General features: G+C 66.7%; 25 protein-coding genes. 9 read left to right on the forward strand and 16 right to left on the reverse strand.

Features of this window, described 5'->3' with window-relative positions:
* Nucleotides 1-105 precede the first annotated feature (105 nt).
* The 4 genes from kdpA to FOB72_RS14445 form a co-directional block, all read right to left on the reverse strand.
* Nucleotides 106-1,935 carry a potassium-transporting ATPase subunit KdpA gene (gene kdpA, locus FOB72_RS14435; RefSeq protein ID WP_191002249.1) on the reverse strand — a complete coding sequence of 610 codons (1,830 nt, stop codon included), beginning with the start codon at nt 1,933-1,935 and terminating at the stop codon, nt 106-108.
* A gap of 14 nt (nt 1,936-1,949) precedes the next feature.
* Nucleotides 1,950-2,039 carry a K(+)-transporting ATPase subunit F gene (gene kdpF, locus FOB72_RS14440; RefSeq protein WP_109582419.1) on the reverse strand — a complete coding sequence of 30 codons (90 nt, stop codon included), beginning with the start codon at nt 2,037-2,039 and terminating at the stop codon, nt 1,950-1,952.
* Nucleotides 2,039-2,176 (reverse strand): hypothetical protein, encoded by a 138-nt coding sequence (locus FOB72_RS32195; RefSeq protein WP_191002154.1) that lies wholly within the window; start codon nt 2,174-2,176, stop codon nt 2,039-2,041. The genes kdpF and FOB72_RS32195 overlap by 1 nt, the downstream gene beginning before the upstream one ends.
* 131 nt (nt 2,177-2,307) lie before the next feature.
* A complete protein-coding gene (locus FOB72_RS14445; protein ID WP_150373227.1) occupies nt 2,308-3,279 on the reverse strand; it encodes a magnesium and cobalt transport protein CorA in 972 nt (323 codons plus the stop codon).
* A 176-nt stretch (nt 3,280-3,455) separates the two neighbouring features.
* Between FOB72_RS14445 and minC the strand changes: the two genes are divergently transcribed.
* The 4 genes from minC (at nt 3,456) to FOB72_RS14465 (ending at nt 6,878) form a co-directional block, all read left to right on the forward strand.
* On the forward strand, nt 3,456-4,280 hold the full coding sequence (gene minC, locus FOB72_RS14450; protein ID WP_150373228.1) for a septum site-determining protein MinC: 825 nt from the start codon (nt 3,456-3,458) through the stop codon (nt 4,278-4,280).
* A gap of 52 nt (nt 4,281-4,332) precedes the next feature.
* A complete protein-coding gene (gene minD / locus FOB72_RS14455; protein WP_150373230.1) occupies nt 4,333-5,148 on the forward strand; it encodes a septum site-determining protein MinD in 816 nt (271 codons plus the stop codon).
* A gap of 13 nt (nt 5,149-5,161) precedes the next feature.
* Nucleotides 5,162-5,416, forward strand: a complete 255-nt coding sequence (gene minE, locus FOB72_RS14460; RefSeq protein ID WP_150373231.1) for a cell division topological specificity factor MinE — start codon at nt 5,162-5,164, stop codon at nt 5,414-5,416.
* A gap of 385 nt (nt 5,417-5,801) precedes the next feature.
* Nucleotides 5,802-6,878, forward strand: coding sequence for a porin (locus tag FOB72_RS14465; RefSeq protein ID WP_150373232.1), 1,077 nt, complete (start codon nt 5,802-5,804; stop codon nt 6,876-6,878).
* Nucleotides 6,879-6,889: 11 nt separating this feature from the next.
* Here the strand turns inward: FOB72_RS14465 and FOB72_RS14470 are convergent, their stop codons facing one another.
* Entirely contained in the window at nt 6,890-7,672 is a 783-nt protein-coding gene (locus FOB72_RS14470) for a response regulator transcription factor (RefSeq protein WP_191002155.1), read from the reverse strand.
* Between the two features lie 163 nt (nt 7,673-7,835).
* Between FOB72_RS14470 and FOB72_RS14475 the strand changes: the two genes are divergently transcribed.
* Nucleotides 7,836-8,564 (forward strand): response regulator transcription factor, encoded by a 729-nt coding sequence (locus FOB72_RS14475; protein ID WP_150373233.1) that lies wholly within the window; start codon nt 7,836-7,838, stop codon nt 8,562-8,564.
* A gap of 28 nt (nt 8,565-8,592) precedes the next feature.
* Here FOB72_RS14475 and FOB72_RS14480 read toward each other — a convergent pair whose 3' ends face one another.
* Both FOB72_RS14480 and FOB72_RS14485 read right to left on the reverse strand, forming a co-directional pair.
* Nucleotides 8,593-9,618, reverse strand: a complete 1,026-nt coding sequence (locus FOB72_RS14480) for a Bug family tripartite tricarboxylate transporter substrate binding protein (RefSeq protein WP_150373234.1) — start codon at nt 9,616-9,618, stop codon at nt 8,593-8,595.
* An 85-nt stretch (nt 9,619-9,703) separates the two neighbouring features.
* The gene (locus FOB72_RS14485; protein ID WP_191002156.1) at nt 9,704-10,003 is read right to left on the reverse strand and encodes a hypothetical protein; all 300 of its coding nucleotides are present in this window, start codon (nt 10,001-10,003) and stop codon (nt 9,704-9,706) included.
* A 159-nt stretch (nt 10,004-10,162) separates the two neighbouring features.
* Here FOB72_RS14485 and FOB72_RS14490 point away from each other — a divergent pair, with 159 nt between their 5' ends.
* A complete protein-coding gene (locus FOB72_RS14490) occupies nt 10,163-11,449 on the forward strand; it encodes a M20/M25/M40 family metallo-hydrolase (protein ID WP_150373236.1) in 1,287 nt (428 codons plus the stop codon).
* Between the two features lie 57 nt (nt 11,450-11,506).
* Here FOB72_RS14490 and FOB72_RS14495 read toward each other — a convergent pair whose 3' ends face one another.
* A complete protein-coding gene (locus FOB72_RS14495) occupies nt 11,507-12,730 on the reverse strand; it encodes an MFS transporter (RefSeq protein WP_150373237.1) in 1,224 nt (407 codons plus the stop codon).
* Nucleotides 12,731-12,872: 142 nt separating this feature from the next.
* Here FOB72_RS14495 and FOB72_RS14500 point away from each other — a divergent pair, with 142 nt between their 5' ends.
* Nucleotides 12,873-13,685: an AraC family transcriptional regulator gene (locus tag FOB72_RS14500; RefSeq protein ID WP_150373239.1), complete on the forward strand. Its 813-nt coding sequence runs from the start codon at nt 12,873-12,875 to the stop codon at nt 13,683-13,685.
* Nucleotides 13,686-13,692: 7 nt separating this feature from the next.
* Here FOB72_RS14500 and FOB72_RS14505 read toward each other — a convergent pair whose 3' ends face one another.
* The 8 genes from FOB72_RS14505 to FOB72_RS14540 all read right to left on the reverse strand — a co-directional run bounded on the left by FOB72_RS14505 (nt 13,693) and on the right by FOB72_RS14540 (nt 21,786).
* Nucleotides 13,693-14,970 (reverse strand): M20 aminoacylase family protein, encoded by a 1,278-nt coding sequence (locus tag FOB72_RS14505; protein ID WP_150373240.1) that lies wholly within the window; start codon nt 14,968-14,970, stop codon nt 13,693-13,695.
* Nucleotides 14,971-15,207: 237 nt separating this feature from the next.
* Nucleotides 15,208-16,056: a fumarylacetoacetate hydrolase family protein gene (locus FOB72_RS14510; protein ID WP_150373241.1), complete on the reverse strand. Its 849-nt coding sequence runs from the start codon at nt 16,054-16,056 to the stop codon at nt 15,208-15,210.
* Nucleotides 16,057-16,123: 67 nt separating this feature from the next.
* Nucleotides 16,124-16,750 carry a glutathione peroxidase gene (locus FOB72_RS14515; protein ID WP_223851346.1) on the reverse strand — a complete coding sequence of 209 codons (627 nt, stop codon included), beginning with the start codon at nt 16,748-16,750 and terminating at the stop codon, nt 16,124-16,126.
* 75 nt (nt 16,751-16,825) lie between these two features.
* A complete protein-coding gene (locus tag FOB72_RS14520) occupies nt 16,826-18,316 on the reverse strand; it encodes an MDR family MFS transporter (protein ID WP_223851528.1) in 1,491 nt (496 codons plus the stop codon).
* 233 nt (nt 18,317-18,549) lie between these two features.
* Nucleotides 18,550-18,990 carry a CBS domain-containing protein gene (locus tag FOB72_RS14525; protein WP_109582434.1) on the reverse strand — a complete coding sequence of 147 codons (441 nt, stop codon included), beginning with the start codon at nt 18,988-18,990 and terminating at the stop codon, nt 18,550-18,552.
* A gap of 170 nt (nt 18,991-19,160) precedes the next feature.
* On the reverse strand, nt 19,161-20,555 hold the full coding sequence (dbpA, locus tag FOB72_RS14530) for an ATP-dependent RNA helicase DbpA (RefSeq protein WP_150373244.1): 1,395 nt from the start codon (nt 20,553-20,555) through the stop codon (nt 19,161-19,163).
* Nucleotides 20,556-20,581: 26 nt separating this feature from the next.
* On the reverse strand, nt 20,582-21,418 hold the full coding sequence (locus tag FOB72_RS14535) for a DUF72 domain-containing protein (RefSeq protein ID WP_150373245.1): 837 nt from the start codon (nt 21,416-21,418) through the stop codon (nt 20,582-20,584).
* Nucleotides 21,419-21,447: 29 nt separating this feature from the next.
* Complete coding sequence (locus tag FOB72_RS14540; RefSeq protein ID WP_150373246.1) at nt 21,448-21,786, reverse strand: nucleotide pyrophosphohydrolase; 339 nt, start codon at nt 21,784-21,786, stop codon at nt 21,448-21,450.
* Nucleotides 21,787-21,831: 45 nt separating this feature from the next.
* Here FOB72_RS14540 and FOB72_RS14545 point away from each other — a divergent pair, with 45 nt between their 5' ends.
* Together FOB72_RS14545 and FOB72_RS14550 are read left to right on the forward strand one after the other, a co-directional pair.
* Nucleotides 21,832-22,731, forward strand: a complete 900-nt coding sequence (locus FOB72_RS14545) for a LysR family transcriptional regulator (RefSeq protein WP_150373248.1) — start codon at nt 21,832-21,834, stop codon at nt 22,729-22,731.
* Nucleotides 22,732-22,837: 106 nt separating this feature from the next.
* Nucleotides 22,838-23,617 (forward strand): aldolase, encoded by a 780-nt coding sequence (locus FOB72_RS14550; RefSeq protein ID WP_150373249.1) that lies wholly within the window; start codon nt 22,838-22,840, stop codon nt 23,615-23,617.

Consider the following 23,617-nt stretch of genomic DNA (forward strand, 5'->3'; position numbering starts at 1 on the left):
CGGCCGGGCTGCACGATGGCGGTCCGGGTGGCGCCTTGCTGATTGTCGGCCGCGTGTTTGTTGGTACGCGTTGCCGTGGAATCTTGTTGCATACGAAGCTCCGAATTAACGCGAGGCCGCGGTTACCGCCGCGGGCTGCGAAGACTGCAGCTGTTCCGCCACCGGGCCCAGCGCGAGCGCGGGCACATAGGTCAGGGCGCCCACCAGCAGCACCGAGCCGACCAGCAGCACGACGAACAGCGGACCATGCGTGGGCATGGTGCCGGCCGTGACCGGCGTGCGCTTCTTGGCCGCGAGCGAACCGGCCATGGCTAGCACGGGCACGATGATCCAGAAGCGGCCGAACCACATGGCCGCGGCCAGCAGCACGTTGTAGAACGGCGTATTGGCGGACAGGCCCGCGAACGCGCTGCCATTGTTGTTGGCCGCCGACGAGAGCGCGTACAGGACTTCGGAGAAGCCATGCGTGCCGGGGTTGAAGACACCGGCGCGGCCCGGTTCGGCGAGCACCGCGATGGCGGTACCCATGAGCACCAGCAGCGGCGTGACGAGAATGGCCACCGCGGTCATCTTCATCTCGTACGTCTCGATCTTCTTGCCCAGGTACTCCGGCGTGCGGCCGATCATCAGCCCCGCGATGAACACGGCCAGGACCGCGTAGACGAGCATGCCGTACAGGCCCGAACCCACGCCGCCGAACACCACTTCGCCCAGCTGCATCAGCAGCATCGGCACGAGTCCGCCGATGGCCGTGAACGAGTCGTGCATGGCGTTGACGGCGCCGCACGACGCCGCGGTCGTGATCGTCGCGAACAGCGCGCTGGCGGAGATGCCGAAGCGCACTTCCTTGCCTTCCATGTTGCCGCCCGCCTGCAGCGCGGACGCGGCATGATCGATCGGCAGCTGCGAGAGCGCGGCCGTGATCTGGCCTTCCGACGCCATCGCGGCCAGTGCCATCACGACGAAGATCACCGTCATCGAGGCGATGACCGCCACGCCCTGCCGGCGGTCGCGCACCATCTCGCCGAACGTGAAGCACAGCGCGGCGGGAATCAGGAAGATCGCGAGCATCTCCAGCATGTTGGAGAACGGCGTCGGGTTTTCGAACGGATGGGCGGAGTTCGCATTGAAGAAGCCGCCACCGTTCGTGCCGAGCATCTTGATCGCCTCCTGCGACGCCACGGGGCCCATCGCGAGCTGCTGCGTCGAGGTCTTTGCCGCCTCGGTCACGGGCTTGCCTTCCTTGTCGAGCACGGGCTGGCCCGCGGCATCGACCTTCGGCTGCGTGTATTCCACTTCGGTGACGAGCGACACGTCCTTGTACGCGTCGAAGTTCTGGATCACGCCCTGGCCCACGAGCGCCACGGCCATGACGACCGAAAGCGGCAGCAGGATGTACAGCGTGCTGCGCACCATGTCGGTCCAGAAGTTGCCGATGGTGTGCGCGGTATGGCGCGCAAACCCGCGGATCAGCGCGAACACGACGGCGATACCCGTCGCGGCCGACACGAAGTTCTGCACGGTCAGCGCGAGCATCTGCGTGAGGTAGCTCATCGTCGATTCGCCGGCATAGCCCTGCCAGTTCGTGTTGGCGACGAAGCTGATGGCGGTGTTGAACGACGAATCGGGCGACACCGCGCCGAAGCCCTGCGGATTCAGCGGCAGCATGCCCTGCAGGCGCTGCAGTGCGTAGACGGCGATCACGCCGAGCACGTTGAACACGATCAGCGCGATCGCGTACTGCTTCCAGCCCATCTCGGCCTCGGGGCGCACGCCGCCGAGGCGATAGATCAGGCGTTCGAGGGGGCGGCCCCAGGCCGTCAGCACATAGTTGCCCTCTTCCATCGCGCGGCGCATATAGCGGCCGAGGAACGGCCCCACGATGAACAGGATCGCGAGGAAGAGCGCGAGCAGCCCCAGAAACTGAGGCGTAATCGAATGGGAAGACATCAGAATTTCTCCGGCCGGAACAGCGCGACGAGCAGGTAGATGAAGATGGCGACGGCCAGGCCGCCGCTCAGGAGGTCGGTCCAGTTCATCAGCGCCCCCGTTCGTCGGCGCCGGTCTTCCCGTTCGGCTCGGATGGCGGCTGCGCGCCCAGCGCGGCGCACAGCGCCAGTAGCGCGCCCGTTAGCGCGCCAAACCCCAACAACACGATGAAATAGATCCCGTCCATGGCAACTGCCTACGTGAGTGATTCACGGAAGGGAGGTTAGGGATTGGGGGGTAAAAAGGGGGTAGAGAGGGCGGAGGGGGGTGTAAAGAAAATATAAAAACGGCCGCCGGGTGCGCCCCGCGGCCGTGGGCTCAGAGCCAGCCGGCCTTGTGCAGCTTGCGCCAGAGGCCGCCGCACGCGACCGACGTAATGCCGATGACGATCGGATACGCGTAGTGGAATTTGAGCTCGGGCATCCATTCGAAGTTCATCCCGTACAGGCTGAACACGACGGTCGGAATGGCGAGGATGGCGCCCCAGCCCGCCAGCCGCTTGACCACCTCGTTCTGCGCGACGGTCACGAGCGCAAGATTGACCTGCACCGCCGTCGTCAGCATTTCGCGCACGACATCGAGCGTGCGCACGAGCCGGCTCGCATGGTCCTCGATATCGCGGAAATACGCGCGCAGGTCCTTCGGCACGAGGTCCTCGTGCAGGCGGATCAGCTGGCTGCAGATGTCTTCGACGGGGAACACCGCATTGCGCAGCCGCAGCACCTGGCTCTTGATGCGGTAGAGCCGTTCCAGCGCCGCGCGGTCGAACTCGTCGCGGAAGATGTTCTGCTCGAGCTTCTCGAACGTGTCCTCGAGCCGGTTGACGATGGGCATGTACTGATCGACCACGAAGTCCATCAGCGCGTAGAGCACATAGCCCGGTCCGTGCGCGAGCCCCTGCGGGTCCTGCTCGCAGCGCTCGCGCACGGGCGTGTACGTGCTGCTGGCCCCGTGGCGCACCGAAACCACATAGCGCGGGCCGACGAAGATATGCGTCTCGCCGACGACCACTTCCTCGCCCACGAGCTGCGCCGTGTTCAGCACGATAAAGACGGAGTCGCCATACGTCTCGATCTTGGGACGCTGGTGGGCATCGAGCGCGTCCTCGACCGCGAGATCGTGGAGCCCGAATTCGCGCTGCACCTTGCGCAGCAGGGCCAGGTCGGGCTCGTGCAGGCCCAGCCAGACGAACGTGCCCTCCTCCGACAGCACGTCCGAGATCGCGTCGACCTCGACCGTGCCGAGCTTCTTGCCATCGCGATAGGCCACGCAATTGACCACTGCACCCATGGAGTCTCCCGTTTTCGGATGCGGCATCCTAGCAAGAGTCGGGGCATCGTGTGCATCGGCGTCACGCCGACACCGCGCATGGCGACCATCGGGCACCTGCGGCCATCAACTGGCGAATTGTTACAGTTCGCCGCGTAGACGACGTTAGAATGTCGCATTTCCACGGTCACCCGACTATGTCCCAGAAGAAATCGCCACGCTTCGAGCTGCGTAGCGGCAATGTCGACGCCCTCCTTCTCGCTCTCAAGACCGCGGATACGGACGCCTTGCGGGACGACCTCCTCTCCCGTTTCGAAGCGACCCCCGATTTCTTCTCCAACGACGTCATCGCACTGGACCTGCGCCGCCTCGAAGGCGACGAGCGGGTCGGTATCGACCGTCTGATCGAGACACTGGGCACGCTGCGCGCCCGCGCCATCGGCGTGGTGGCCCGCGCGGACCAGCGCGAGTGGGCGGAAGCCTATGGCTTGCCGCTACTGGATAGCCAGAGCCGCCGCGGCGGCCGCGAGGAAGCCGCGGAGCCCGCACCGGAGCCGGCTGCCGCCGAATCCGACGAGACCGCCCAATCCGGCGAGACCGCTGCTGCCGCCGCGCCGGAGGCCGCCCGCGTGGCTGCGCCCGTGGCCGACGTGGCCGGCATCCTGGCCGCGGCCAGCGCGCGCGCCGTGCCGACCATGCTGATCGACAAGCCGCTGCGCTCGGGCCAGCAGGTCTACGCGCAGGGCGACGTCGTGATTCTCGACCTCGTCAGCTACGGGGCCGAGGTGATCGCAGAAGGCAACATCCATATCTACGCCCCGCTGCGCGGCCGCGCGCTGGCGGGCGTCAAGGGCAACCACGACGCGCGCATCTTCTGCACGTGCCTGGAGCCCGAACTCATTTCCATCGCCGGCATCTATCGGACCGCGGAGCAGACACTCCCGGCCAATGTGCTCGGCAAATCCGCCCAGGTTCGCCTGGCCGACGAAAAACTGATTCTCGAGCCGCTGCGGATGAAGTGACCCGCGGGGACCGGGATCGATCTATCTAGCACCCTTACTGGACCAAAGAGCCATGGCAAAAATCATCGTAGTGACCTCCGGCAAGGGAGGCGTCGGCAAGACCACCACCAGCGCCAGCTTTGCCGCTGGCCTCGCCCTGCGTGGCCACAAGACCGTCGTGATCGACTTCGACGTCGGCCTGCGCAACCTCGACCTGATCATGGGTTGCGAGCGCCGCGTGGTGTACGACCTGATCAATGTGGTCCAGGGCGAAGCCAACCTGCATCAGGCCCTGATCAAGGACAAGAAGTGCGAAAACCTGTTCATCCTGCCGGCCTCGCAGACGCGCGACAAGGAAGCGCTGACGCGTGAAGGCGTGGAAAAGGTCATCAACGGCCTCAAGGAACAGGGCTTCGAGTACATCGTGTGCGATTCGCCCGCGGGCATCGAGACCGGCGCGCTCATGGCCATGTACTTCGCCGACGAGGCGCTCGTGGTGACGAACCCCGAGGTGTCGTCCGTGCGCGATTCGGACCGTATCCTCGGCATCCTGGCGTCCAAGACCAAGCGCGCCAGCGAAGGCGGCGAGCCAATCAAGGAGCACCTGCTGATCACGCGCTACAACCCGAAGCGCGTGCATGGCGGAGAAATGTTGTCGCTTCAGGATATTCAGGAGATTCTGCGCATCAAACTGATCGGCGTGGTCCCCGAATCCGAGGCGGTGCTCCATGCTTCCAACCAGGGGACGCCGGCCATCCACCTGGAAGGAACCGACGTGGCCGATGCCTACGGCGACGTCGTGGACCGCTTCCTCGGCAAGGAAAAGCCCATGCGTTTTACCGACTACCAGAAGCCGGGCCTGCTCTCGCGCATCTTCGGCAACAAGTAAGGAGGACTCATCCATGTCGATCCTGTCCTTCCTGCTGGGGGAGAAGAAGAAGTCCGCGTCGGTCGCCAAGGAGCGGCTGCAGATCATTCTCGCCCACGAACGCCATGGCCATTCGGCGCCCGCCGACTACCTGCCCGCGCTCCAGCGCGAGCTGGTGGCCGTGATTTCGAAGTACGTAAAGATCAGCGACCAGGATCTGCGCGTGAACCTCGAGCGTCAGGACAACCTCGAGGTGCTCGATATCAAGATCGAGATTCCGCAGAGCTGACCCCGCGCGATCGACGATGTCCCAGAGACGGCACGCTCGTGCCGTCTCCGTAGTAACCCTTCCCCCGTTCGTGGGGATTTCCGCACTGCAACATGCATCCCCTGCATGCGCTGCATCCCCGCTCTCGCTCCCTTTCTGCATACCCGTTGCCGGCGCTCATGCACCGACATGGCGCTTGCCGCATTGCACCATCAAGTTGCCCCCGTAACAGGGTGTAGCGGCAAACCAACGGATTTGCACCAAATGTCTTCCTGAGGACGGCCTCGACTTCAGTTTTATGTCGAAAAGTTCAGCCTTTTGTTAAATTTTCGCGGCGTTTACAGGAAACGTAGACCAATCGCGCCGTGATCCGGCTGCGAACACCACAAGACAGAAAAGGAGCACCATGAAGAAATCGCTACTGACTCTCGCTATCGGCTCGTTGTGCGCTGGGAGCGCCTTCGCCCAGACGTCGGTGACGCTGTACGGGATCGTTGACCAGAGCATCCGCTTCCAGACCAACGCGGACGCCGCCAACCACAGCCAGACCCAACTGACCAACGGCGCAATCACCAACAGCCGCTGGGGCCTGAAGGGTGCGGAAGCCCTCGGTAACAACCTGAAGGCAATCTTCCAGCTGGAAAACGGTTTCGACCCGGATACGGGCCGTGCCAACCAGGGCGGTTCGCTGTTCGGTCGTCAAGCCTATGTGGGTCTCTCGGGTGATTTCGGTGCCATCAAGCTGGGCCGCCAATACACGGAAGGCTTCAACTTCTTCGGCGACTATGATCCGCTGACGATCGGCAACTACGACAACAACGCGTGGCCGTTCTTCCTGACCCAGTTCCGCAACAACAACGTGGTCAGCTATTCGGGCGCGTTCAGCGGCCTGAGCGTCGGCGCCAGCTACGGCTTCGGCGAAGTCCCGGGCAGCACGACCAAGAGCTCGTACTGGGGCACCCGCGCCGCGTATGAATTCGGACCGTTCGGCATCGGCGGCGTGTACCAGGAAATCAAGGACGCCAACAGCAACAAGCAGCAAATGTGGGGCGCTGCTGGTAAGTACACCATCGGACCGGCAAAGCTGTTCCTGGGTTACATCGGTGGCCGTGACAGCACGGGCACGATCGACGCGAACTTCTTCTCGCCGAACCCGGCTACCCTGCCGCCCGCAACGACGCGCAACTACGGCGCCAACCCGCGCAAGGACCTGATCGGCTACGTGGGCGCGACCTACCAGGTGACGCCGGCCCTGGCCGTCACGGGCGTGTTCTACGGCGACCACATCAAGAACGCCTACGGCGTGAACGACAACAGCGGCAACCGTTACACGGGCGTGCTGCTGGCCGAGTACTCGCTGTCGAAGCGCACCCAGGTCTACGGTACCGTGGACTACAACAAGGTGACCGGTGGTGCCGAGGCGAACCTGCCTGGCAAGAACAACCAGACCGGCGTCGCCGCTGGTATCCGCCACATCTTCTGATTGGCGGCCGGTCAATCGATCGGTGTGTTGACGGGAAAGGCGCCTTCGGGCGCCTTTTTTGTTGCCGGCAGCCAATCTGCCGACGCGTCCGGCGGCGCATCCTCGAACAGCTCCAGGCGGTACCCGTGCGTGTAGACCGGCGCCAGCCGCGCGCCCTGCGAGGCGACGAGCTGCAGCTTGGTCCGGACGCGCGAGATATGCGTATCGATCGTGCGCGACATCGGCGAGAGGTCGTGGCCCCAGACCGCGGCGACCATATGCTCGCGCGACACGACGCGGCCCTCGTACCGGAATAGCAGCATCGCCAGATCGAACTCCTTCGGCGTGAGGATGACCTCCACGCCGTCGCGCGTGGCCACGCGCGCGGCCCCATCGAACACGAAGCTGCCCCGCGCCACGATCGCCCCGCCGGGCAGGCTCTCCGGATAGGCGCGCCGCACGAGCGCGTGGATGCGCGCCATCAGTTCCGCCGGGCGCACGGGCTTGACCATATAGTCGTCCGCGCCCGCCATGAGCATCTCGACGATATCAGCCTCGCCGTCGCGCACGGTCACGAACATCACCGGCAGGCGCGGATCCAGATGCGCGCGCGCCCACGCGAGCACGTCGCGCCCCGACACGCCGGCCACGTTCCATTCGATCAGCAGCATGTCGAAAGGTGTCGCGCGCAGGGCCCGCAGCAGCTGGCAGCCGCGCGTGAACGTCGTGCAGGCGTGTCCCGCGGCCGCGGCGGCCTCGCGGATCAGTGATGCGTCCGAGAGGTCGTCCTCGAGCGAAGCAATCGTAATTCCCATCGTCGTCCCTGTTGGCTGCCGTCAGCCATCATTAGAGACGACCCGGCGGCCGTTGCACATGAGACGATCCTCATTTATTGGCCCGCAACAAAAGTTTACTTCGTGCGCGCGGCGGAGCCTCCTACCATGGGCCCTCCCCTGATCCCTGCCGGAGGCCGCTGCCGTGGATATAGCCGTGCTCGACGACGATCCGACGCGCGCGATGCTGCTGGAGCGCGCGCTGCGCCGTGGCGCCCACCGCTGCATGCGCTTCCGCCACGGTACCGCGCTGCTCGACGCGATGCGGCATCAGGGCTTCGACGCGCTGCTGCTGGACAGCGACCACGGCGGCGCCGATGTCCGCGAATTCGTGCGTATCGTGCGGCAGTCGTTCGGTCACGGCGTGCCCCTGGTGGTCCTGTCCGCCGCGCACGACGAAGCGGAAGTCGTGGGTTGCCTGCGCGACGGCGCCGATGCGTGCCTGCGCAAGCCCGTGCGCGAACGCGAGCTGGTGGCGCGGGTGGAGGCGCTCGCGCGGCGCGCGGCGGCGCCGTTCCGGCGTGCGGGGAATATCGGGGGAAGCGGTGCCGGCCATCTCGGCAACGACTCTCCCGAGCTCGTCTATGGCCGTTACCGGTTCGAGGTGGGCGAGCGCCGCGCGTGGGTGCGCGACCGCTGCGTGAAGCTGGCGCCGAAGGAGTTCGCGCTCGCGCTGCTGCTGTTCCGCCATCTCGGCGCGCTGGTCACGCGGCGCCTGATGGTGGATCAGGTCTGGCAGGGCAAGGTGTCCGACGGCGCGCGCACGATCGACAGTCACCTGTCGCGCGTGCGCGGCAAGCTCGAACTCTGGCCGCACAACGGCGTGGACCTGCGCACGGTCCACGGCCTCGGCTGCCGGCTCGATGCGGTGTAGCGGGCCGCGTGGGTCGGACGGGTCCCGCTCAGTCCGCCTTGATGCCCGCTTCCTTCACGATGCGCGCGTTGTCATCGTATTCCGCGTGAATCGACGCCGCGAACTGCGCGGCGGTACCGCCGGTGGGCACTTCGCCGTCACGCAGCAGGCGCTCGCGCACCTCGGGCGATGCCAGCGCCTTGTTCAGTTCCGCGTTGAGGCGATTGACGATCGCGGGCGGCGTCTTGCCCGGCGCGAACACGCCGAACGTCGAGGTCAGGTTGGCCTTCGGAAAGCCGAGTTCGGCCATCGTCGGTACGTTCGGCAGGCTCTCGATGCGCTTGGGCGCGCCCACGGCGATCGCGCGCAGCTTGCCGGCCTGCATCTGGCCCGTCAGCTGCGGGCTCGCGTTGGTGCTCATGACCTCGAACTGGCCGCCGAGCGCGTCGTTCATCTGCTGGCCGCCGCCCTTGTACGGAATCAGCGTCACGTCGGCCTTCGACTTCGCCCTGACCTGCTCGAGCATCACGTGGCCCACCGTGCCCAGGCCCGACGTCGCCCAGCGCACCGAGCCCGGCTTGGCGCGCGACTGGGCGATGAGGTCCGGGAACGACTGGCCCGTGAAGGCCTGCGTCGCGACCACGAGCACCGGCGAGTACATGACGCTCATCACCGGCGCGATATCGCGGCGCGGGTCGTAGTTGACGCGGCCGACATGCGGGTTGAGCGTCAGCGGGCTCGTCGAGGCGAACCCGATCGTATAGCCGTCCGGCGCCGCCTTGGCGACGGCGTCGATCCCGATGCTGCCGCCCGCGCCCGCGCGGTTCTCCACCACGACCGATGCGCCCATCTGCGCGGTCAGCTGGTCGCCCAGCGCGCGCGCGACGGTGTCGCTGATGCCGCCGGTCGGGTAGGCGACGATCAGACGGATCGGGCGGCTCGGGTACGTGTCGGGCTGCGCGGCGTGGGCGGCAGGGACGCCGGCGGTGGCGGTGAGGCCGGCGGCGAGGGCGAGGGCCGCAAGGTTCGGCGTGCGGATCGGCGTGCGGATCGGCGTGCTAAGGGGAGAAACCATGGTGAGAAGCTGAGGGTCGGCAGAGGTTTGGAATGGGAATGCGGTTGCCCGGAAACGGGTCATTCGCCGGTCCGGCGCACCGGAATCACGCACCGGGGCCATTCGCCGGCGGGGGCGATGTCTCCAGCGGCTGCTCGGGCACCCACGAGACGAAGAGCTCGTTGGCACGATCGTAGAGCCGCCACGACGTCCCGCATTCGCGGCACGTGAACGACATCATGCTGTACGGCACGCCCGCGGCGCTCTGGCTGACCAGCGGCGCCGTGCTGCGCAGGGCCAGGCACGCATGCGGCTCGCGCCGGCGCGAATCGGCGGCGAGCGCGAGGCAATGCGCGCAGGCGGGACGCCCGGAGGCGGGGGAAGACGGGGTTACGGCGGACTTCATGACCGCAATGATGCCGCAAAACGCATGCCCGGATCGAGATTCCTCGCCCGATCGATTGTTCCATGTCAGTGCGTGCACAAAAAACACTTTACGTGGCGCGCCGGCATCGCCAAGATTTTGCCTCGCGTCACTTACCCCACAACAACAGGAGCATCCGACATGCCACACCCCGCCCTGCGGCCGCTTTCCGCCTCCCTCGCGCTTGCGCTGGCCACGCTGGCCTGCGCCGCGCAGGCCGCCCCGGTCGAGCCCGCCTATCGGCTGGCCCAGCAGGAGAAGCCCGCGCTGATCGACACCATGCGCGACCTCGTGTCGATCGAGTCGGGCAGCAAGGACATCGAAGGCCTGGACCGCATTGCCAACCTGATCCGCGACCGGCTTGCCGCGCTCGGCGGTGACGCGAAGCTGGTGGAGCCGACCGAGGTCTATCGGATGGAAGACACGCCCGAGAAGGTCGGCAAGATGGTGCTGGCGCAGTTCAAGGGCACCGGCAAGCGCAAGATCATGCTGATCGCCCACATGGATACCGTCTACCTGCGCGGCATGCTTGCGCAGCAGCCGTTCCGCGTGGAAGGCGACCGCGCCTACGGCCTGGGCATCGCCGACGACAAGAACGGCGTCGCGGTGATCCTCCACACCGTGGCCATCCTGCAGAAGATGAACTTCAAGGATTACGGCACGCTCACCGTGCTGATCAACGGCGACGAGGAGATCAGCTCGCCGGGCGCGCGCGCGACGATGACGAAGCTCGGCGCCGAGCAGGACGCCGTGTTCTCGTGCGAGGCCACGCGCATCAGCGGGGACCGCCTGTCGCTGGCCACCAGCGGCATCGGCGCCATCGCGCTCAAGGTGGAAGGCAAGTCGTCGCACGCGGGCAGCTCGCCCGAGCTCGGCCGCAATGCGTTCTACGAGATGGCGAACCAGGTGCTGCAGATGCGCGACCTGTCGAATCCGGACACGGGTCTCAAGGTCAACTGGACGATCGCCAGCGCCGGCACCAACCGCAACGTGATTCCGGCCATCGCCACCGCGCAGGCGGACGTCCGCGTGCTCCGCACCGCCGACTACGACGGCCTCGAGAAGACGCTGCATGAGCGGATTCAGAAGAAGCTGATTCCCGATACGAAGGTGGAGGTGAAGTTCGAACGCCGCCGTCCGCCGCTCGAGGTCACGCAGGCCGCGCGCACGCTGGCCGCGCACGCGCAGGGCATCTATGCGGAAATCGGCGAGAAGCTGGCCGTGTACGACACCGCCGAAGGCGGCGGCACCGATGCCGCGTTCGCGGCGGCCGGCACCAAGGCCCCCGTGATCGAGCGCTTTGGCCTGCGCGGCTTTGGCGCGCATTCGAACGACGCGGAATACGTGGACCTGAACTCGGTCACGCCGCGCCTGTATCTGCTGACGCGCATGATCATGGACGTGTCGCAGGACAAGGCCGGCAAGTAAGCAGCAAAAAAACGCCCTCGCCTTTCGGCAGAGGGCGTTTGTCCGCAGGCGCGGCTGTCAGGCGACCGCGCGCTTTCGCAGATCCGGCAGGAACACGGCCAGCAGGCCCAGCAGCGGCAGGTACGCGCAGAGACGGTAGACCGACGTGATGCCGTGCGTATCGGCGAGGTGGCCCAGCACCGCGGCGCCGATGCCGCCCATGCCGAACGCGAAGCCGAAGAACAGCCCGGACACCATGCCCACCTTGCCCGGAATCAGTTCCTGCGCGAACACGAGGATCGCCGAGAACGCCGAGGCCAGGATAAAACCGATGACCACCGTCAGCACGCCGGTCCAGAACAGGTTCGCGTGCGGCAGCAGCAGCGTGAATGGCGCCACCCCGAGAATCGAGGCCCAGATCACCTGCTTGCGTCCGACGCGGTCGCCGATCGGACCGCCGAGGATCGTGCCGGCCGCCACCGCGAACAGGAACAGGAACAGGTACACCTGCGACGACTGGCGCGTGAGCCCGAACTTCTCCATGAGATAGAACGTGTAGTACGTGTTCAGGCTCGCCATGTAGAAGTACTTGGAGAAGATCAGCAGCAGCAGCACCGCGATCGCGCGCACGACCGTCGAGGTCGGCAGCTTCGCCACGGCGCCGGCGGCCTTCTTCTTGCCCGCGCGTTCGGCCAGATGACGGCCGTACCAGCCGCCGATCTGCCACAGCACGGCGATCGCGATCACGGCCGCCACGGAGAACCACGCGACATTGCCCTGCGTGTGGACGATCCATGCGGCCAGCAGCGGACCCATCGCACTGCCGCCATTGCCGCCGACCTGGAAGATCGACTGCGCCAGACCGTGCTTGCCGCCCGATGCCAGGCGCGCCACGCGCGACGACTCCGGATGGAAGATCGAGGAGCCCGTGCCCACCAGCGCGGCGGCCACCAGCAGCACGCCGTAGGTCGGCGCCACGGACAGCAGCAGCAGGCCGCCGAGCGTGAAGCCCATGCCGATGGCCAGCGAATGCGGCTTGGGATGCTTGTCGGTGTACAGGCCGACGATGGGCTGCAGCAGCGAGGCCGTGATCTGATAGGTCAGCGTCAGCAGGCCGATCTGCGTGAAGCTCAGGTTGAAGCCCCCCTTGAGCATCGGGTAGATCGCCAGAATCAGCGACTGGATCATGTCGTTGAGGAAGTGCGCGAAGCTGATCGCGTACAACACGCGGAAGCGCGTGCCCTCCTCCTTCTGCTGCGCCGCGCCGGCGGCGGCCTGGGCGGTATGGACGGTGGTGGTCATGGTGCGGGGGGCTCATTGGCCCGGTTGTCTCGCTGGGAATCCTTGGAAATTTCTGGGAACCTTTTCCAACTGTCCGCAGATGCTAAATGGCAAAACAGCGCCTGTCCTGCGAGAATGGGGGCGCGACCTTGGAGAAAAGGACATGCCCACAGGCAAAACCGCCCCGACCCCCGCGCGCGCGGACTCCCACGCGCCCTCGCCCGCCTATCTGCAGTTCGACCGCAGCCCGATGCCGGTCACGGCCATGGCGGCCGACTATGCGGCAGGCCACGAGACCAAGCCGCACCAGCATCCCCACGCGCAGCTCGTCCATGCGGTGCACGGCGTGATGGTCGTCAACACGGCGCAGGGCCAGTGGCTCGTCCCGCCCACGCGCGGCATGTGGATGCCGGGCAATACCACCCACTGGATCCGCATGGCCAGCCGCGTGCAGATGCGGACCGCCTATATCCGTCCCGATGCCGCGCCGGACCTGCTCACCCAATGCACGGTGCTCGGCATCTCCCCGCTGCTGCGCGAACTGATCCTCGCGGCGATCGACATCCCCCTGCCCTATGCGGACGACTCGCGCGACGGACGGCTGATGCGGCTGCTGCTGGACGAGGTGTTGCGCGTGCCGACGCTGCCGCTGCATCTGCCACGGCCCGACGACGCGGGGCTGCGGGAAATCTGCGAGGAAATCGTGGAGACGCCCGATTCCGATCTGACGCTCGTGGACTGGGGCGCGCGCCTCGGGCTCGATCCCAAGACGATCCAGCGCCGGTTCGCGCGCGAGACGGGCATGACGTTCGGGCAGTGGCGCCAGCAGGCGCGGCTGCTCGCGGCGCTGGAAAAACTGGCCGCGGGAGAGAAGGTGGTGGATATCGCGCTGGACCTCGGCTACGACAGCCCCAGCGCGTTCGCGACGATGTTCAAGCGGCAGTTCGGCGTGCCGCCGAGCGCGTTCTTCCGATAGCGGCCGGTCAGGCCTCGTCCGAGAGGTAACGCTCGACCAGGCGCGTCCAGTACGCGGCGCCCACGGTCAGATTCTCGTCGTTGAAGTCGTACCCCGCGTTATGCAGCAGCGGCTGGTTCGCGCCATTGCCCATGCGCACGAAGCAGCCCGGGCGCTGCTGCAGGAAGTACGCGAAGTCCTCGCTGCCCGCGATGCGATGGAAGTTGCCGATCGCGCGTTCCGGCCCCACGAGTTCCTCGGCGACCTGCTGCGCGAACGCCGTCTCGCGCTCGCTGTTCACGAGCACCGGATAGCCGCGCACGTAGTCGATCTCCACGGTCGCGCCATAGCCTTCGGCATGCGCGGTGGCCAGCTGGCGGATGCGCGCCTCCATCGACGCCCTCACCTCGGCGCTGAACGAGCGCACGCTGATTTCCATGCGCGCGCTGTCGGGAATCACGTTCGGGGCGTGGCCCGCATGCAGCGTGCCGATGGTCACCACCGCGGTCTCGTTCGGATCGACGTTACGCGCCACGACCGACTGCAATGCCATGACGAGGCTGCCCGCGACGAGAATCGGATCGATGGCCTGATGCGGACGCGCGGCATGGCCGCCCTTGCCACGGATCGTGATGGCCACCGTATCGCACGCGGCCATGAACGGCCCCGCGCGGAACATGAACGTCCCCGCTTCCACGCCCGGATGGTTGTGCAGGCCGAAGATCGCGTCGCAGGGGAATCGCTCGAACAGGCCATCGGCGAGCATGCGCTCTGCCCCGCCGCCCGCGCCGATTTCCTCGGCCGGCTGGAAGATCAGGTTCACGGTGCCGTCGAACTGGCGCGTGCGCGCAAGCTGGCGGGCCGCGCCCAGCAGCACGGTGGTGTGACCATCGTGGCCGCACGCGTGCATCTTGCCTTCATGCACGCTGGCGTACGGCAGTCCCGACCGCTCGTGGATCGGCAGCGCATCCATATCGGCGCGGATGCCCACGCTGCGGCGGCTCTGGCCGTTTCGCAGCGTGCCGACCACGCCGGTCCCGCCCACGTTGCGCGTGACCTCGTAGCCCCACGCCTCGAGCCGGCTCGCGACGAGTTCCGAGGTGTGGAGCTCGTTGAACGCGAGTTCCGGGTGCTGGTGGATGTGGCGCCGGATGTCCTGCAGCTCGGCCCGGCTGTCGAGCGTGTCGTGCAGCGTGCAGAAGTGGCGGGGCTTGAAAGGCTTGTCGGCGGAGGTACCGTCGGCATCGGGTTCGTCGAGCTGAACCGTCTTCAATATCGACTCTATTTCGGGGGCGTGTTCGGACATGGCGTGGGCTCTCGTCTTGTGACAGCGTTGATTTCAGTGTGTCACGTGAAATCCGCAGATAAAACCCCGATTGCGGATTTCGTGCGGATGCGCCCCAAATCGCCGCAAAACTGTTGCCCGCACGGAACGCTTTGCAAGGAAACGCGACGCTTTGTATGAAGACGTTTCAGCGGGGAACCTCGTTGACAGACATTCCCCGCACCCAAGTCGGTGCATGACCGACAGACAGTCCGCGTTCTAGCGCTCGCCGTAGGGCACCACGAGCTGGGTCTGCACGCCGAGACCCTCGATATGCAGACGCATCGTGTCGCCCGCGTTCAGGTAGCGCGGCGGCTTGAAGCCCATGCCGACGCCCGGCGGCGTGCCCGTGGCGATGAGGTCGCCGGGCATCAGCGTCATGAAGCGGCTGACGTAGCTGACCACGGTGGCCACGTCGAACACCATCGTCGCGGTGGAGCCCTTCTGCATGCGTTCGCCGTTCACATCGAGCCACATGGCGAGCTTCTGCGGGTCCGCCACCTCGTCGCGCGTCACGAGCCACGGCCCCACGGGACAGAACGTGTCGCAGCCCTTGCCCTTGTCCCAGGTGCCGCCGCGCTCCAGTTGAAACTCGCGTTCGGACACATCGTTGACCACGCAGTATCCGGCCACGTGGTCCAGCGCCGATTCGCGCGATACGTTGCGCGCCGTCGTGCCGATGACCACCCCGAGCTCCACTTCCCAGTCGCTCTTCTCGGAGCCGAACGGCAGCATCACGGGATCGTCCGGGCCGTTCAGGGACGTGGTCGCCTTCAGGAAGACGATCGGCTCGGCCGGCAGCGCCATGCCCGCCTCGGCCGCATGGTCCGCGTAGTTGAGCCCGATCGCGATGATCTTGCCGATGCCGGTCCAGGGCACGCCATGGCGCTGGCTGTCCACGAGCGGCAGGCTCGCCGGATCGATCCTGGCCAGCTTCGCGAGCGCCGCAGGCGAGAGTTCCTGCGGACCGATGTCTCCAATCACGCCCGAGAGGTCGCGGACGCGGCCGTCGCTGTCGACGAGGCCCGGGCGCTCCGCACCGGGATGCCCAACACGTACGAGCTTCATTGTTTTCCTTTTGCGATGGTTGCGATGGTTGCGATGGTTGCGATGGTCAGTGGCGCGCCGGCAGCGTTCAGCGCGCGCCCAGGAGTTGCTCGATCCTGCCGACGAGCTGCCTGTCGTCCGGCTTCGTCTTGCTGTCGTAGCTGCCGACCACCTGCCCGTTCCGGTCGATCAGGTACTTGTAGAAGTTCCACTTCGGCGCGGTGCCGGTCTCCCTGGCCAGCAGCGCGTACATCGGGTTCGCCTCGCCGCCGCGCACGTGGGTCTTGCCCAGCATCGGAAACTTGACGCCATACGTGTTGTAGCAGAAGTCGGAGATTTCCTTCTCCGAGCCGGGCTCCTGCGAGAAGTCGTTCGAGGGGAAGCCCAGCACCACGAGGCCACGCTCGCGATACTTGCCGTACAGCGCCTCGAGCCCCTCGTACTGGGGCGTGAATCCGCAATAACTGGCGGTGTTGACCACGAGCACGACCTTGCCCGCGTACTGGCAGAGATTCTGCGGGGCCTCGTCCTGCAGGCGCGGGAACTTGAAGTTCAGCGAGGCCGGGCAGGCGCCGGCCGCGGGGCTCGTGGCGGGGCTGGCGGCGCCGGCGTTAGTTGCAGGTTTGTCGGCCGCCTGCGCGGGCAAGGCGGCCATCGTCGCGGCCGCCGCCAGGGCGGCGCCGGCTGACAGCATGGCGGAAAGCGTACGGGTCATGGCGGCATTCTCCGGTTCAGGAACCTTCCGGTTCGGGGATCGCGCCAAGTGTACTGTTCCTGCGGGCGATCCGCCTCAGTCCATCATCGCGGTCTTCGCATGCTCGGTGACGCTGCCGCGCAGTTCGAGGTCCGGCATGCGGCGGACGATCACGAGGGCGACGATCGCGGCCAGCGCGCCTGCCGCGAAGATCAGGTGGAAGCCCGACTCCACGCCGCCGGCCAGCGCCTGGCGCGCGGCCGGCGACAGGTGCGCCATGGCCTCGCTCCCGTGGCGCAGCGCGCCGAGGTCGAGCGACTCGGCAATGCCCGCCCGCGTCATCGCCGTGCGGAACTCGAGCGCCAGCAGCGTGCCCGCCAGGGCGCCGCCGATGGCGCTGCCGAGCGAACGGATAACGAGCAACGCGCCCGTGCCCGAGCCCATGTCGCGGCGTTCGAGCGCGTTCTGGACGCCGATCAGCGTGCCGACCATGGTCGTGCCGAGGCCGACACCGGCGATCGTCATGGCGATCAGCACCAAGACGGTCGGCACGGCGGGCGTCGCGGCCGCCAGCGCGATCAGGCCGATAGCCGCGGCGACGTAGCCCCCGGTCAGGATGCCGCGCATGCGGCCGACGCGCGGCGCGAGCCACGCCACCACGAGGTTGCCGGCCACGGTGGACAGCAGGAACGGCACCACGAGCAGGCCCGACATCGATGCGTCGGCGCCGCGCACGAGCTGGAACAGCAGCGGAAGCGCGAAGATGCAGAGGAAGATATTGAGCGCCGACATCGCCGATGCGCCCACGCCCATCACATAGGCGCGGTTATGGAACAGGCGCGGCGCGAGCATCGGATCGGGCGCGCGGCGTTCCTGCCACGCGAGCAGCGCGAGCGCGATGGCGGTAATGCCGAGCAGCGCGCCCATCTCGGGCGAGATCCAGTCGAATGCGTCGCCGGCCCAGCTCATGCCGAGCAGGAACGCGACGATCGCCACCGCGAGCAGCAGCGCGCCGAGCCAGTCCACGCGGACTGCGCCGCCGCGGGGGCGCAGATGCGCGAGGCCGCGGTAGCACATGGCCATGGCGAGCGCGCCGAGCGGCACGTTGATCCAGAACAGCCAGCGCCACGACATATGGTCCGAGACCCAGCCGCCGACGAGCGGACCGGCGATCGACGCCATGGCCCACACCATCGCCAGATACCCCTGGTAGCGGCCGCGCTGGCGCGGCGCCACCACATCGGCGATCGCGGCCTGCGCCAGCGACATCAGGCCGCCGCCGCCCACGCCCTGCAGCGCGCGGAACAGGATCAGCTGCGATAGCGACTGGGCGAGCGCGCAGGCCACCGAGGCCACCACGAACAGCGAGATCGCGATCATCAGCAGCCGGCGCCGTCCGAAACTGTCCGAGAGCTTGCCGTAGAGCGGCGTCGTGACCGTCGAGACGATCAGGTATGCGGTCACGATCCACGACAGATGCCCAAACCCGTTCAGGTCGTTCGCGATGGCCGGCACCGCTGGAATGACCACGGTCTGGTCCAGCGCGGCGAGCAGGATACACAGCACGATGCCGCCGATCACGCGCATGATCGCGCCGTGATCGAGTTGCTCGTGGCTGGCGTGGGCTGCGGGAGAGTGGGAAGACGACCCGCCAGCCTCTGCGGTGGGCTGTGCGGTTTGAGCGGACAAAGGCGGGGACATCAGGCGCGGCCTTATTCAGTAATCGCATAATTATATGCGTCTACCGAACGGTGGCGGCGCCTGCTTTAAACAATCGGAACGGCGGACGAATAGCGGCGGGCTATCTGGTTCGCGCCGCCTCAGTGGACGTTGCCGGAGATGTAGTGTTCCAGTTGCTCGATGATGAATTTCTGCTCGGAGATGATGTCCTTCACGAGATCGCCGATCGACAGCATGCCGACGAGTTCGTCGCCGTCCATCACCGGCAGGTGGCGCAGGCGATGGCGCGTCATCAGCGCCATGCAGTCATCGGTGCTCTGGTCCGCGCGCACATAGATCACCGAGCTCGTCATGATCTCGCGCACCAGCGTCTCGCGCGACGTGCGCTGCATCAGGATCACCTTGCGCGCGTAATCGCGCTCGCTGAGGATGCCGACGATCTTGTTTTGCTCCATGACGAGCAACGCGCCGATCCCTTTTTCCGCCATCAGCTGCAGCGCGGCGTACACCGTCGCTACCGGCGGGATGCTGAAGATGGCTTGCGTTGGCTTCGATTCCAGAACCTGCCGTGCGGTTTTCATACCCACTCCTCGTTCGGTCTCTTGCGTCTGGGACATCCGTGCGGCACCGCGCAAAACGCCGCCGGCCGTCTCTCCAGATTAGCAAAGGATCGGCGGCGCTTACAGGGTGACTTGTACGAATCTTGTCACGGGACGTAAGCTCCGCTGAGGCTTTTGCATCACTCGGCGAATCACTCCGTGAGCATGCGCACCTTGACCTTGCGGCCCTTGACCTTGACCTCGTTGAGCTTGCGGACGGCTTCGCGGCCGATGGCGCGATCGACGGCGATATACGTGGACATCTCCATCACGTTGATCTTGCCGATCTGTTCCTTCGCAAAGCCCGCGTCGCCGGTCAGCGCGCCGAGCAGGTCGCCCGGACGGTACTTTTCCTTGCGGCCGCCAAGCATCTGCAGCGTCACCATGGGCGGCAGCAGCCGCTCGGTGCCCGTGGGCAGCAGTTCCGCCACCGCGTGCCATTCGAACTCGCCGCCGTGGTGCTGCTCCAGATTCCCCACGCGGCCCATCTCGTTCATGCTGACCAGCGTGAACGCCCAGCCTTCGGCATCGGCGCGGCCCGTGCGGCCGACCCGGTGCACATGCACCTCGGGGTCGGGCGTGACGTCGACGTTGATCACGGCCTCCAGCTGCGAGATATCGAGACCCCGCGCCGCCACGTCGGTGGCGACGAGGATGGAGCAGCTGCGGTTGGCAAACTGCACGAGCACCTGGTCGCGGTCGCGCTGGTCGAGCTCGCCATGCAGCGCGAGGGCCTGGTAGCCCTGCGCGCGCAGCAGATCGACGAGGTCGCGGCAGCGTGCCTTCGTATTGCAGAAGGCGAGGGTGCTGGCGGGGCGGTAATGCTCGAGCAGCCGCGCCACGGTGTTCAGGCGCTGGCCTTCCTCGATCTCGTAGAAGCGCTGGCGGATCTTGCCGGGCGCATGCTGCTCGGCCACCTTGATCTCGCGCGGCTTGCGCATGAACTGCTGCGCAAGCTTCTCGATGCCCGGCGGATAGGTCGCCGAGAACAGCAGCGTCTGGCGTTCCTTCGGGCAATGGCGCGCGACGAAGGCGATGTCATCGACGAAGCCCATGTCGAGCATGCGGTCGGCTTCGTCGAGCACCAGCGTGTTGATCGCGCGCATATCGAGGCTGCCGCGCTCGATATGGTCCATGAGCCGGCCCGGCGTGCCCACCACGATATGGGCCCCGTGGATCAGGCTATCGACCTGCGGGCGCATCGGCGAGCCGCCGCACAGCGTCAGGACCTTGATGTTCTCCTCGGCGCGGGCCAGGCGGCGGACCTCCTGCGTGACCTGATCCGCGAGTTCGCGCGTGGGGCACATGACGAGGGCCTGCACATCGAAGCGGCGCGCGTCCAGGCGGTGGAGCAGGGCGAGCGCGAACGCGGCGGTCTTGCCGCTGCCGGTACGGGCCTGCGCGATCAGATCCTCGCCAGCGAGCGCGGCGGGCAGGCTCGCGGCCTGGATCGGCGTCATGGTGTCGTAGCCGAGCTGCGCAAGGGTGGCCAGCGTGCCGGCCGACAGGGGCAGGGTGGAGAAGAGGGGTTCGGATGCGGAAGTCATGCCGGATTATAGGCGGGCCGGCGCCTTCACTCCGCCGGCTGCCAGCCAAGCTTGCCGAGCAGCGCCTGCGCGGCGGCCGGCGCGCGCTCCTTGGCGCCGTTGATAAAGAACAGGTACACGTCCTTCGCCTTGAGCCGGCCATCGCTGTCGCCCACACGCGGCAGATCGTCCGGCGCCTTGCCGTCGCTCCACGCCCGCACGCGCGCGGTCCACTGGTCGAGCGCCTTGGGTCCGTAGCCGGTGGCCAGCTTCTCGCTGCTGTCCATGAGCCGCGCATAGACGAAGTCCGCCGTCAGGTCCGCCATCGACGGGAACTTCGGCGAGTCCGTGAACACGGTGGCCGCCTTGTACCTGCGCGCGAGCTTCAGGTATGCCTCGCAGGCGAAGCTCTCGTGCCGCACCTCGAGCACGTGCCGCAGCTTCACGCCCTCGACAGAGGCGGGCAGCAACGCCAGGAACGCCTCGAAGTCCTCGGCATCGAACGACTTGGTCGGCGCGAACTGCCACACCACGGGCCCGAGCTTCTTGCCGAGCTCCGCAATGCCGCTGTCGATGAACCGCGCGATCGAGTCGCCGGACTCGGCCAGCACGCGGCGGTTGGTCGCGAAGCGGCTGGCCTTGACGGCGAACACGAACCCATCGGGCGCCTCGTCGCGCCACTTCACGAACGACGTACGCTTCTGCGTGCCGTGGTAGGTGCTGTTGATCTCGATCGCCGTCAGATGCCGGCTCGCATATTGCAACTCGCGCGCATGCGCGAGCCCTGCCGGATAGAAATTGTCTCGCCACGGCGCGAAGGTCCAGCCGCCGATGCCGATATGCACATTCGAGGGATACGATCCTGCCTTGCTTCGCGTGGCCATGCTGGCTCCGGTTGGTCCGGCCGAATCCGTCAGCGCAAGCCGCGCTCCGGATCGGCAGGGTACTTGACCGCATTCATCTCCATCTTTGCCCGCACCGCCGCATCGAGGTCCACGCCGAGCGTCGTCACGAGCTGCGCCAGATAGATGGTGATGTCGGCGAGCTCCTGCTCCACATGCGCGCGCTCGCCGGTCGTCATGACCTGCCGCGATTCCTCCTCGGTCTTCCACTGAAAGATCTCGACGAGCTCCGCCACTTCGACGCTCAGCGCCATGGCGAGGTTCTTGGGGCTGTGATACTTGCGCCAGCCGCGTGCATCGGCAAAGCCGCCCGCGGCCTGCTGCAGATTGCGGATATCGATAAGGGGCATGAACGTGGGACTCCGGTAACAGTGTTTGATTGTATCCTCTGCCCCATGGACACCCCCGACCGCCAGCTCCGCAGTTTCCTTCGCATCGCCGAACTCAAGTCACTCTCGCGCGCGGCGGAGGAACTCGACCAGACGCAGTCGGGCCTGAGCCGGCAGCTGGCCGCGCTCGAGGCGCATCTGGGCAAGCCGCTGTTCATCCGCACGGGCCGCGGCGTGGAGCTGACCGAAGCGGGCAGGAAGCTCCATGACGCGATCCGGGGGCCGTACCGCGCGATCGATCAGGCCGTGGACACCATCCGCGAGAGCCACGGCACCACGCAGGGCACGGTGCGGCTCGCGATCGTGCATACGGTGAGCTACTACTTCATGGCCGACGTGGTGGCCGCGTTCGTGAGCAGCCATCCGGGCGTGAATCTCTCGCTGATGGGGCGCAGTTCGCCCGAGGTCGTGTCCCTCGTGGAAAGCGGCAAGGCGGACCTCGGGTTCGTCTACGACACCGCGGTGGATACGGCGACGCTGACCTCGCACCCGTTGTTCGAGGACGAGATGTGCCTGGTCACGCGGGTGGACGAAGTCCAGAACACCGGCGAAGACGTCGATCTGCAGGGCCGTGAACTGCGGCTCGTCGGGTTTCCGCCGGGCTACGCGCTGCGCCGCATGCTCCAGAGCGCGGGCCTGCACCCCGACTACGTCGCGGAAGCGGAGACCGTCGATGCGATCCTCAAGCTCGTCTCCACGGGCGTCGGCGAGTGCATCCTCCCGTGCCGCCTGCCGGACAAGCTGCTGGCCGACTATGGCCTGCGCAAGCTGCGCATCCGCAGTCCGCTGCTGCGCCGTCGCATCGTCGCCATCGGCCACGGCGAGCGGCATGCCATGCCCCTGACCGGTGCGCTGCTCGAATGCGCGCTACAAGTCGCACGCGCGCTGGGCCCGGCCGGCGCATGACAAAGGCGTGACGGAATGAGATACCTGCTATGCGCGTAGCTGCATAGCACCCGCAAGGCGTCGTTTCCATACTGGGCTCCGTGCCACCACGGAGAGAGAGAACAGTATGAATGCCCCCCTCAGAGACAAGTCCTACTTCGACACGCGCGCCACCACGGAGATGGCAAAGCATCTGCGCAACAAGCCGCGCACGATGCAGGAGACCATGGCGTACGCGTGCCGCATCCTCGCGATGACCGAGCAGGAAGCCGGCCTCGCGGGCCAGATCAGCGTGCGGTCCGAGCGCCCCGGCGCCTACTGGACGCTGCGCTTCGGCCTCGGCTTCGACGAAGCCACGCCCGAGGATTTCATCGAGGTCGATAGCGACCTCAACACGCTGACCGGCGACGGCATGCCCAATCCGGCGACGCGTTTCCATCTGTGGGTCTACGAGGCGCGCCCCGACGTCCAGTCGATCATCCACACGCATTCGCCGTGGGCGTCCGCGCTCGCCGCCGCGCGTCAGCCGCTGGTCATCGCCCAGATGGACATGACGCCGCTGCACGACGACTGCGCATTCCTGGGCGAATGGCCCGGCGTGCCCATCGCCGATCAGGAAGGCGTGATCATCTCCAGGGCGCTCGGCAGCAAGCGCGCGATCATCCTCGCGCATCACGGTTACCTCACCGCGGGCCAGAGCTGCGAAGAGGCCACCTATCTCTCCGTGTACCTCGAGCGCGCCGCGCGCATGCAGATTCGCGCGCAGGCGTTCGGCCCGCTGACGCCCGTCGACGACGCGCTCGCGAAGGAAGCTCACGACTACCTGCTCAAGCCGTCGATCGTCAACGCGACGTTCTCGTACTGGGCCCGCCAGACGCACGGCGTGCCGCCGCTGCCCGCAGCGTGA

Origin of the sequence: Cupriavidus pauculus, assembly GCF_008693385.1 — a bacterium.
In the GTDB taxonomy this organism is placed as follows: domain Bacteria; phylum Pseudomonadota; class Gammaproteobacteria; order Burkholderiales; family Burkholderiaceae; genus Cupriavidus; species Cupriavidus pauculus_D.

What these genes read in the sequence shown, in the direction of transcription:
- kdpF (WP_109582419.1), bottom strand. Translation starts at nt 2,039, where the DNA reads ATGAACTGGACCGACCTCCTGAGCGGCGGCCTGGCCGTCGCCATCTTC.
- FOB72_RS32195 (WP_191002154.1), bottom strand. Translation starts at nt 2,176, where the DNA reads ATGGACGGGATCTATTTCATCGTGTTGTTGGGGTTTGGCGCGCTAACG.
- FOB72_RS14445 (WP_150373227.1), bottom strand. Translation starts at nt 3,279, where the DNA reads ATGGGTGCAGTGGTCAATTGCGTGGCCTATCGCGATGGCAAGAAGCTC.
- minC (WP_150373228.1), top strand. Translation starts at nt 3,456, where the DNA reads ATGTCCCAGAAGAAATCGCCACGCTTCGAGCTGCGTAGCGGCAATGTC.
- minD (WP_150373230.1), top strand. Translation starts at nt 4,333, where the DNA reads ATGGCAAAAATCATCGTAGTGACCTCCGGCAAGGGAGGCGTCGGCAAG.
- minE (WP_150373231.1), top strand. Translation starts at nt 5,162, where the DNA reads ATGTCGATCCTGTCCTTCCTGCTGGGGGAGAAGAAGAAGTCCGCGTCG.
- FOB72_RS14465 (WP_150373232.1), top strand. Translation starts at nt 5,802, where the DNA reads ATGAAGAAATCGCTACTGACTCTCGCTATCGGCTCGTTGTGCGCTGGG.
- FOB72_RS14470 (WP_191002155.1), bottom strand. Translation starts at nt 7,672, where the DNA reads ATGGGAATTACGATTGCTTCGCTCGAGGACGACCTCTCGGACGCATCA.
- FOB72_RS14480 (WP_150373234.1), bottom strand. Translation starts at nt 9,618, where the DNA reads ATGGTTTCTCCCCTTAGCACGCCGATCCGCACGCCGATCCGCACGCCG.
- FOB72_RS14485 (WP_191002156.1), bottom strand. Translation starts at nt 10,003, where the DNA reads ATGAAGTCCGCCGTAACCCCGTCTTCCCCCGCCTCCGGGCGTCCCGCC.
- FOB72_RS14490 (WP_150373236.1), top strand. Translation starts at nt 10,163, where the DNA reads ATGCCACACCCCGCCCTGCGGCCGCTTTCCGCCTCCCTCGCGCTTGCG.
- FOB72_RS14495 (WP_150373237.1), bottom strand. Translation starts at nt 12,730, where the DNA reads ATGACCACCACCGTCCATACCGCCCAGGCCGCCGCCGGCGCGGCGCAG.
- FOB72_RS14500 (WP_150373239.1), top strand. Translation starts at nt 12,873, where the DNA reads ATGCCCACAGGCAAAACCGCCCCGACCCCCGCGCGCGCGGACTCCCAC.
- FOB72_RS14505 (WP_150373240.1), bottom strand. Translation starts at nt 14,970, where the DNA reads ATGTCCGAACACGCCCCCGAAATAGAGTCGATATTGAAGACGGTTCAG.
- FOB72_RS14510 (WP_150373241.1), bottom strand. Translation starts at nt 16,056, where the DNA reads ATGAAGCTCGTACGTGTTGGGCATCCCGGTGCGGAGCGCCCGGGCCTC.
- FOB72_RS14515 (WP_223851346.1), bottom strand. Translation starts at nt 16,750, where the DNA reads ATGACCCGTACGCTTTCCGCCATGCTGTCAGCCGGCGCCGCCCTGGCG.
- FOB72_RS14520 (WP_223851528.1), bottom strand. Translation starts at nt 18,316, where the DNA reads ATGCGCGTGATCGGCGGCATCGTGCTGTGTATCCTGCTCGCCGCGCTG.
- FOB72_RS14525 (WP_109582434.1), bottom strand. Translation starts at nt 18,990, where the DNA reads ATGAAAACCGCACGGCAGGTTCTGGAATCGAAGCCAACGCAAGCCATC.
- dbpA (WP_150373244.1), bottom strand. Translation starts at nt 20,555, where the DNA reads ATGACTTCCGCATCCGAACCCCTCTTCTCCACCCTGCCCCTGTCGGCC.
- FOB72_RS14535 (WP_150373245.1), bottom strand. Translation starts at nt 21,418, where the DNA reads ATGGCCACGCGAAGCAAGGCAGGATCGTATCCCTCGAATGTGCATATC.
- FOB72_RS14540 (WP_150373246.1), bottom strand. Translation starts at nt 21,786, where the DNA reads ATGCCCCTTATCGATATCCGCAATCTGCAGCAGGCCGCGGGCGGCTTT.
- FOB72_RS14545 (WP_150373248.1), top strand. Translation starts at nt 21,832, where the DNA reads ATGGACACCCCCGACCGCCAGCTCCGCAGTTTCCTTCGCATCGCCGAA.
- FOB72_RS14550 (WP_150373249.1), top strand. Translation starts at nt 22,838, where the DNA reads ATGAATGCCCCCCTCAGAGACAAGTCCTACTTCGACACGCGCGCCACC.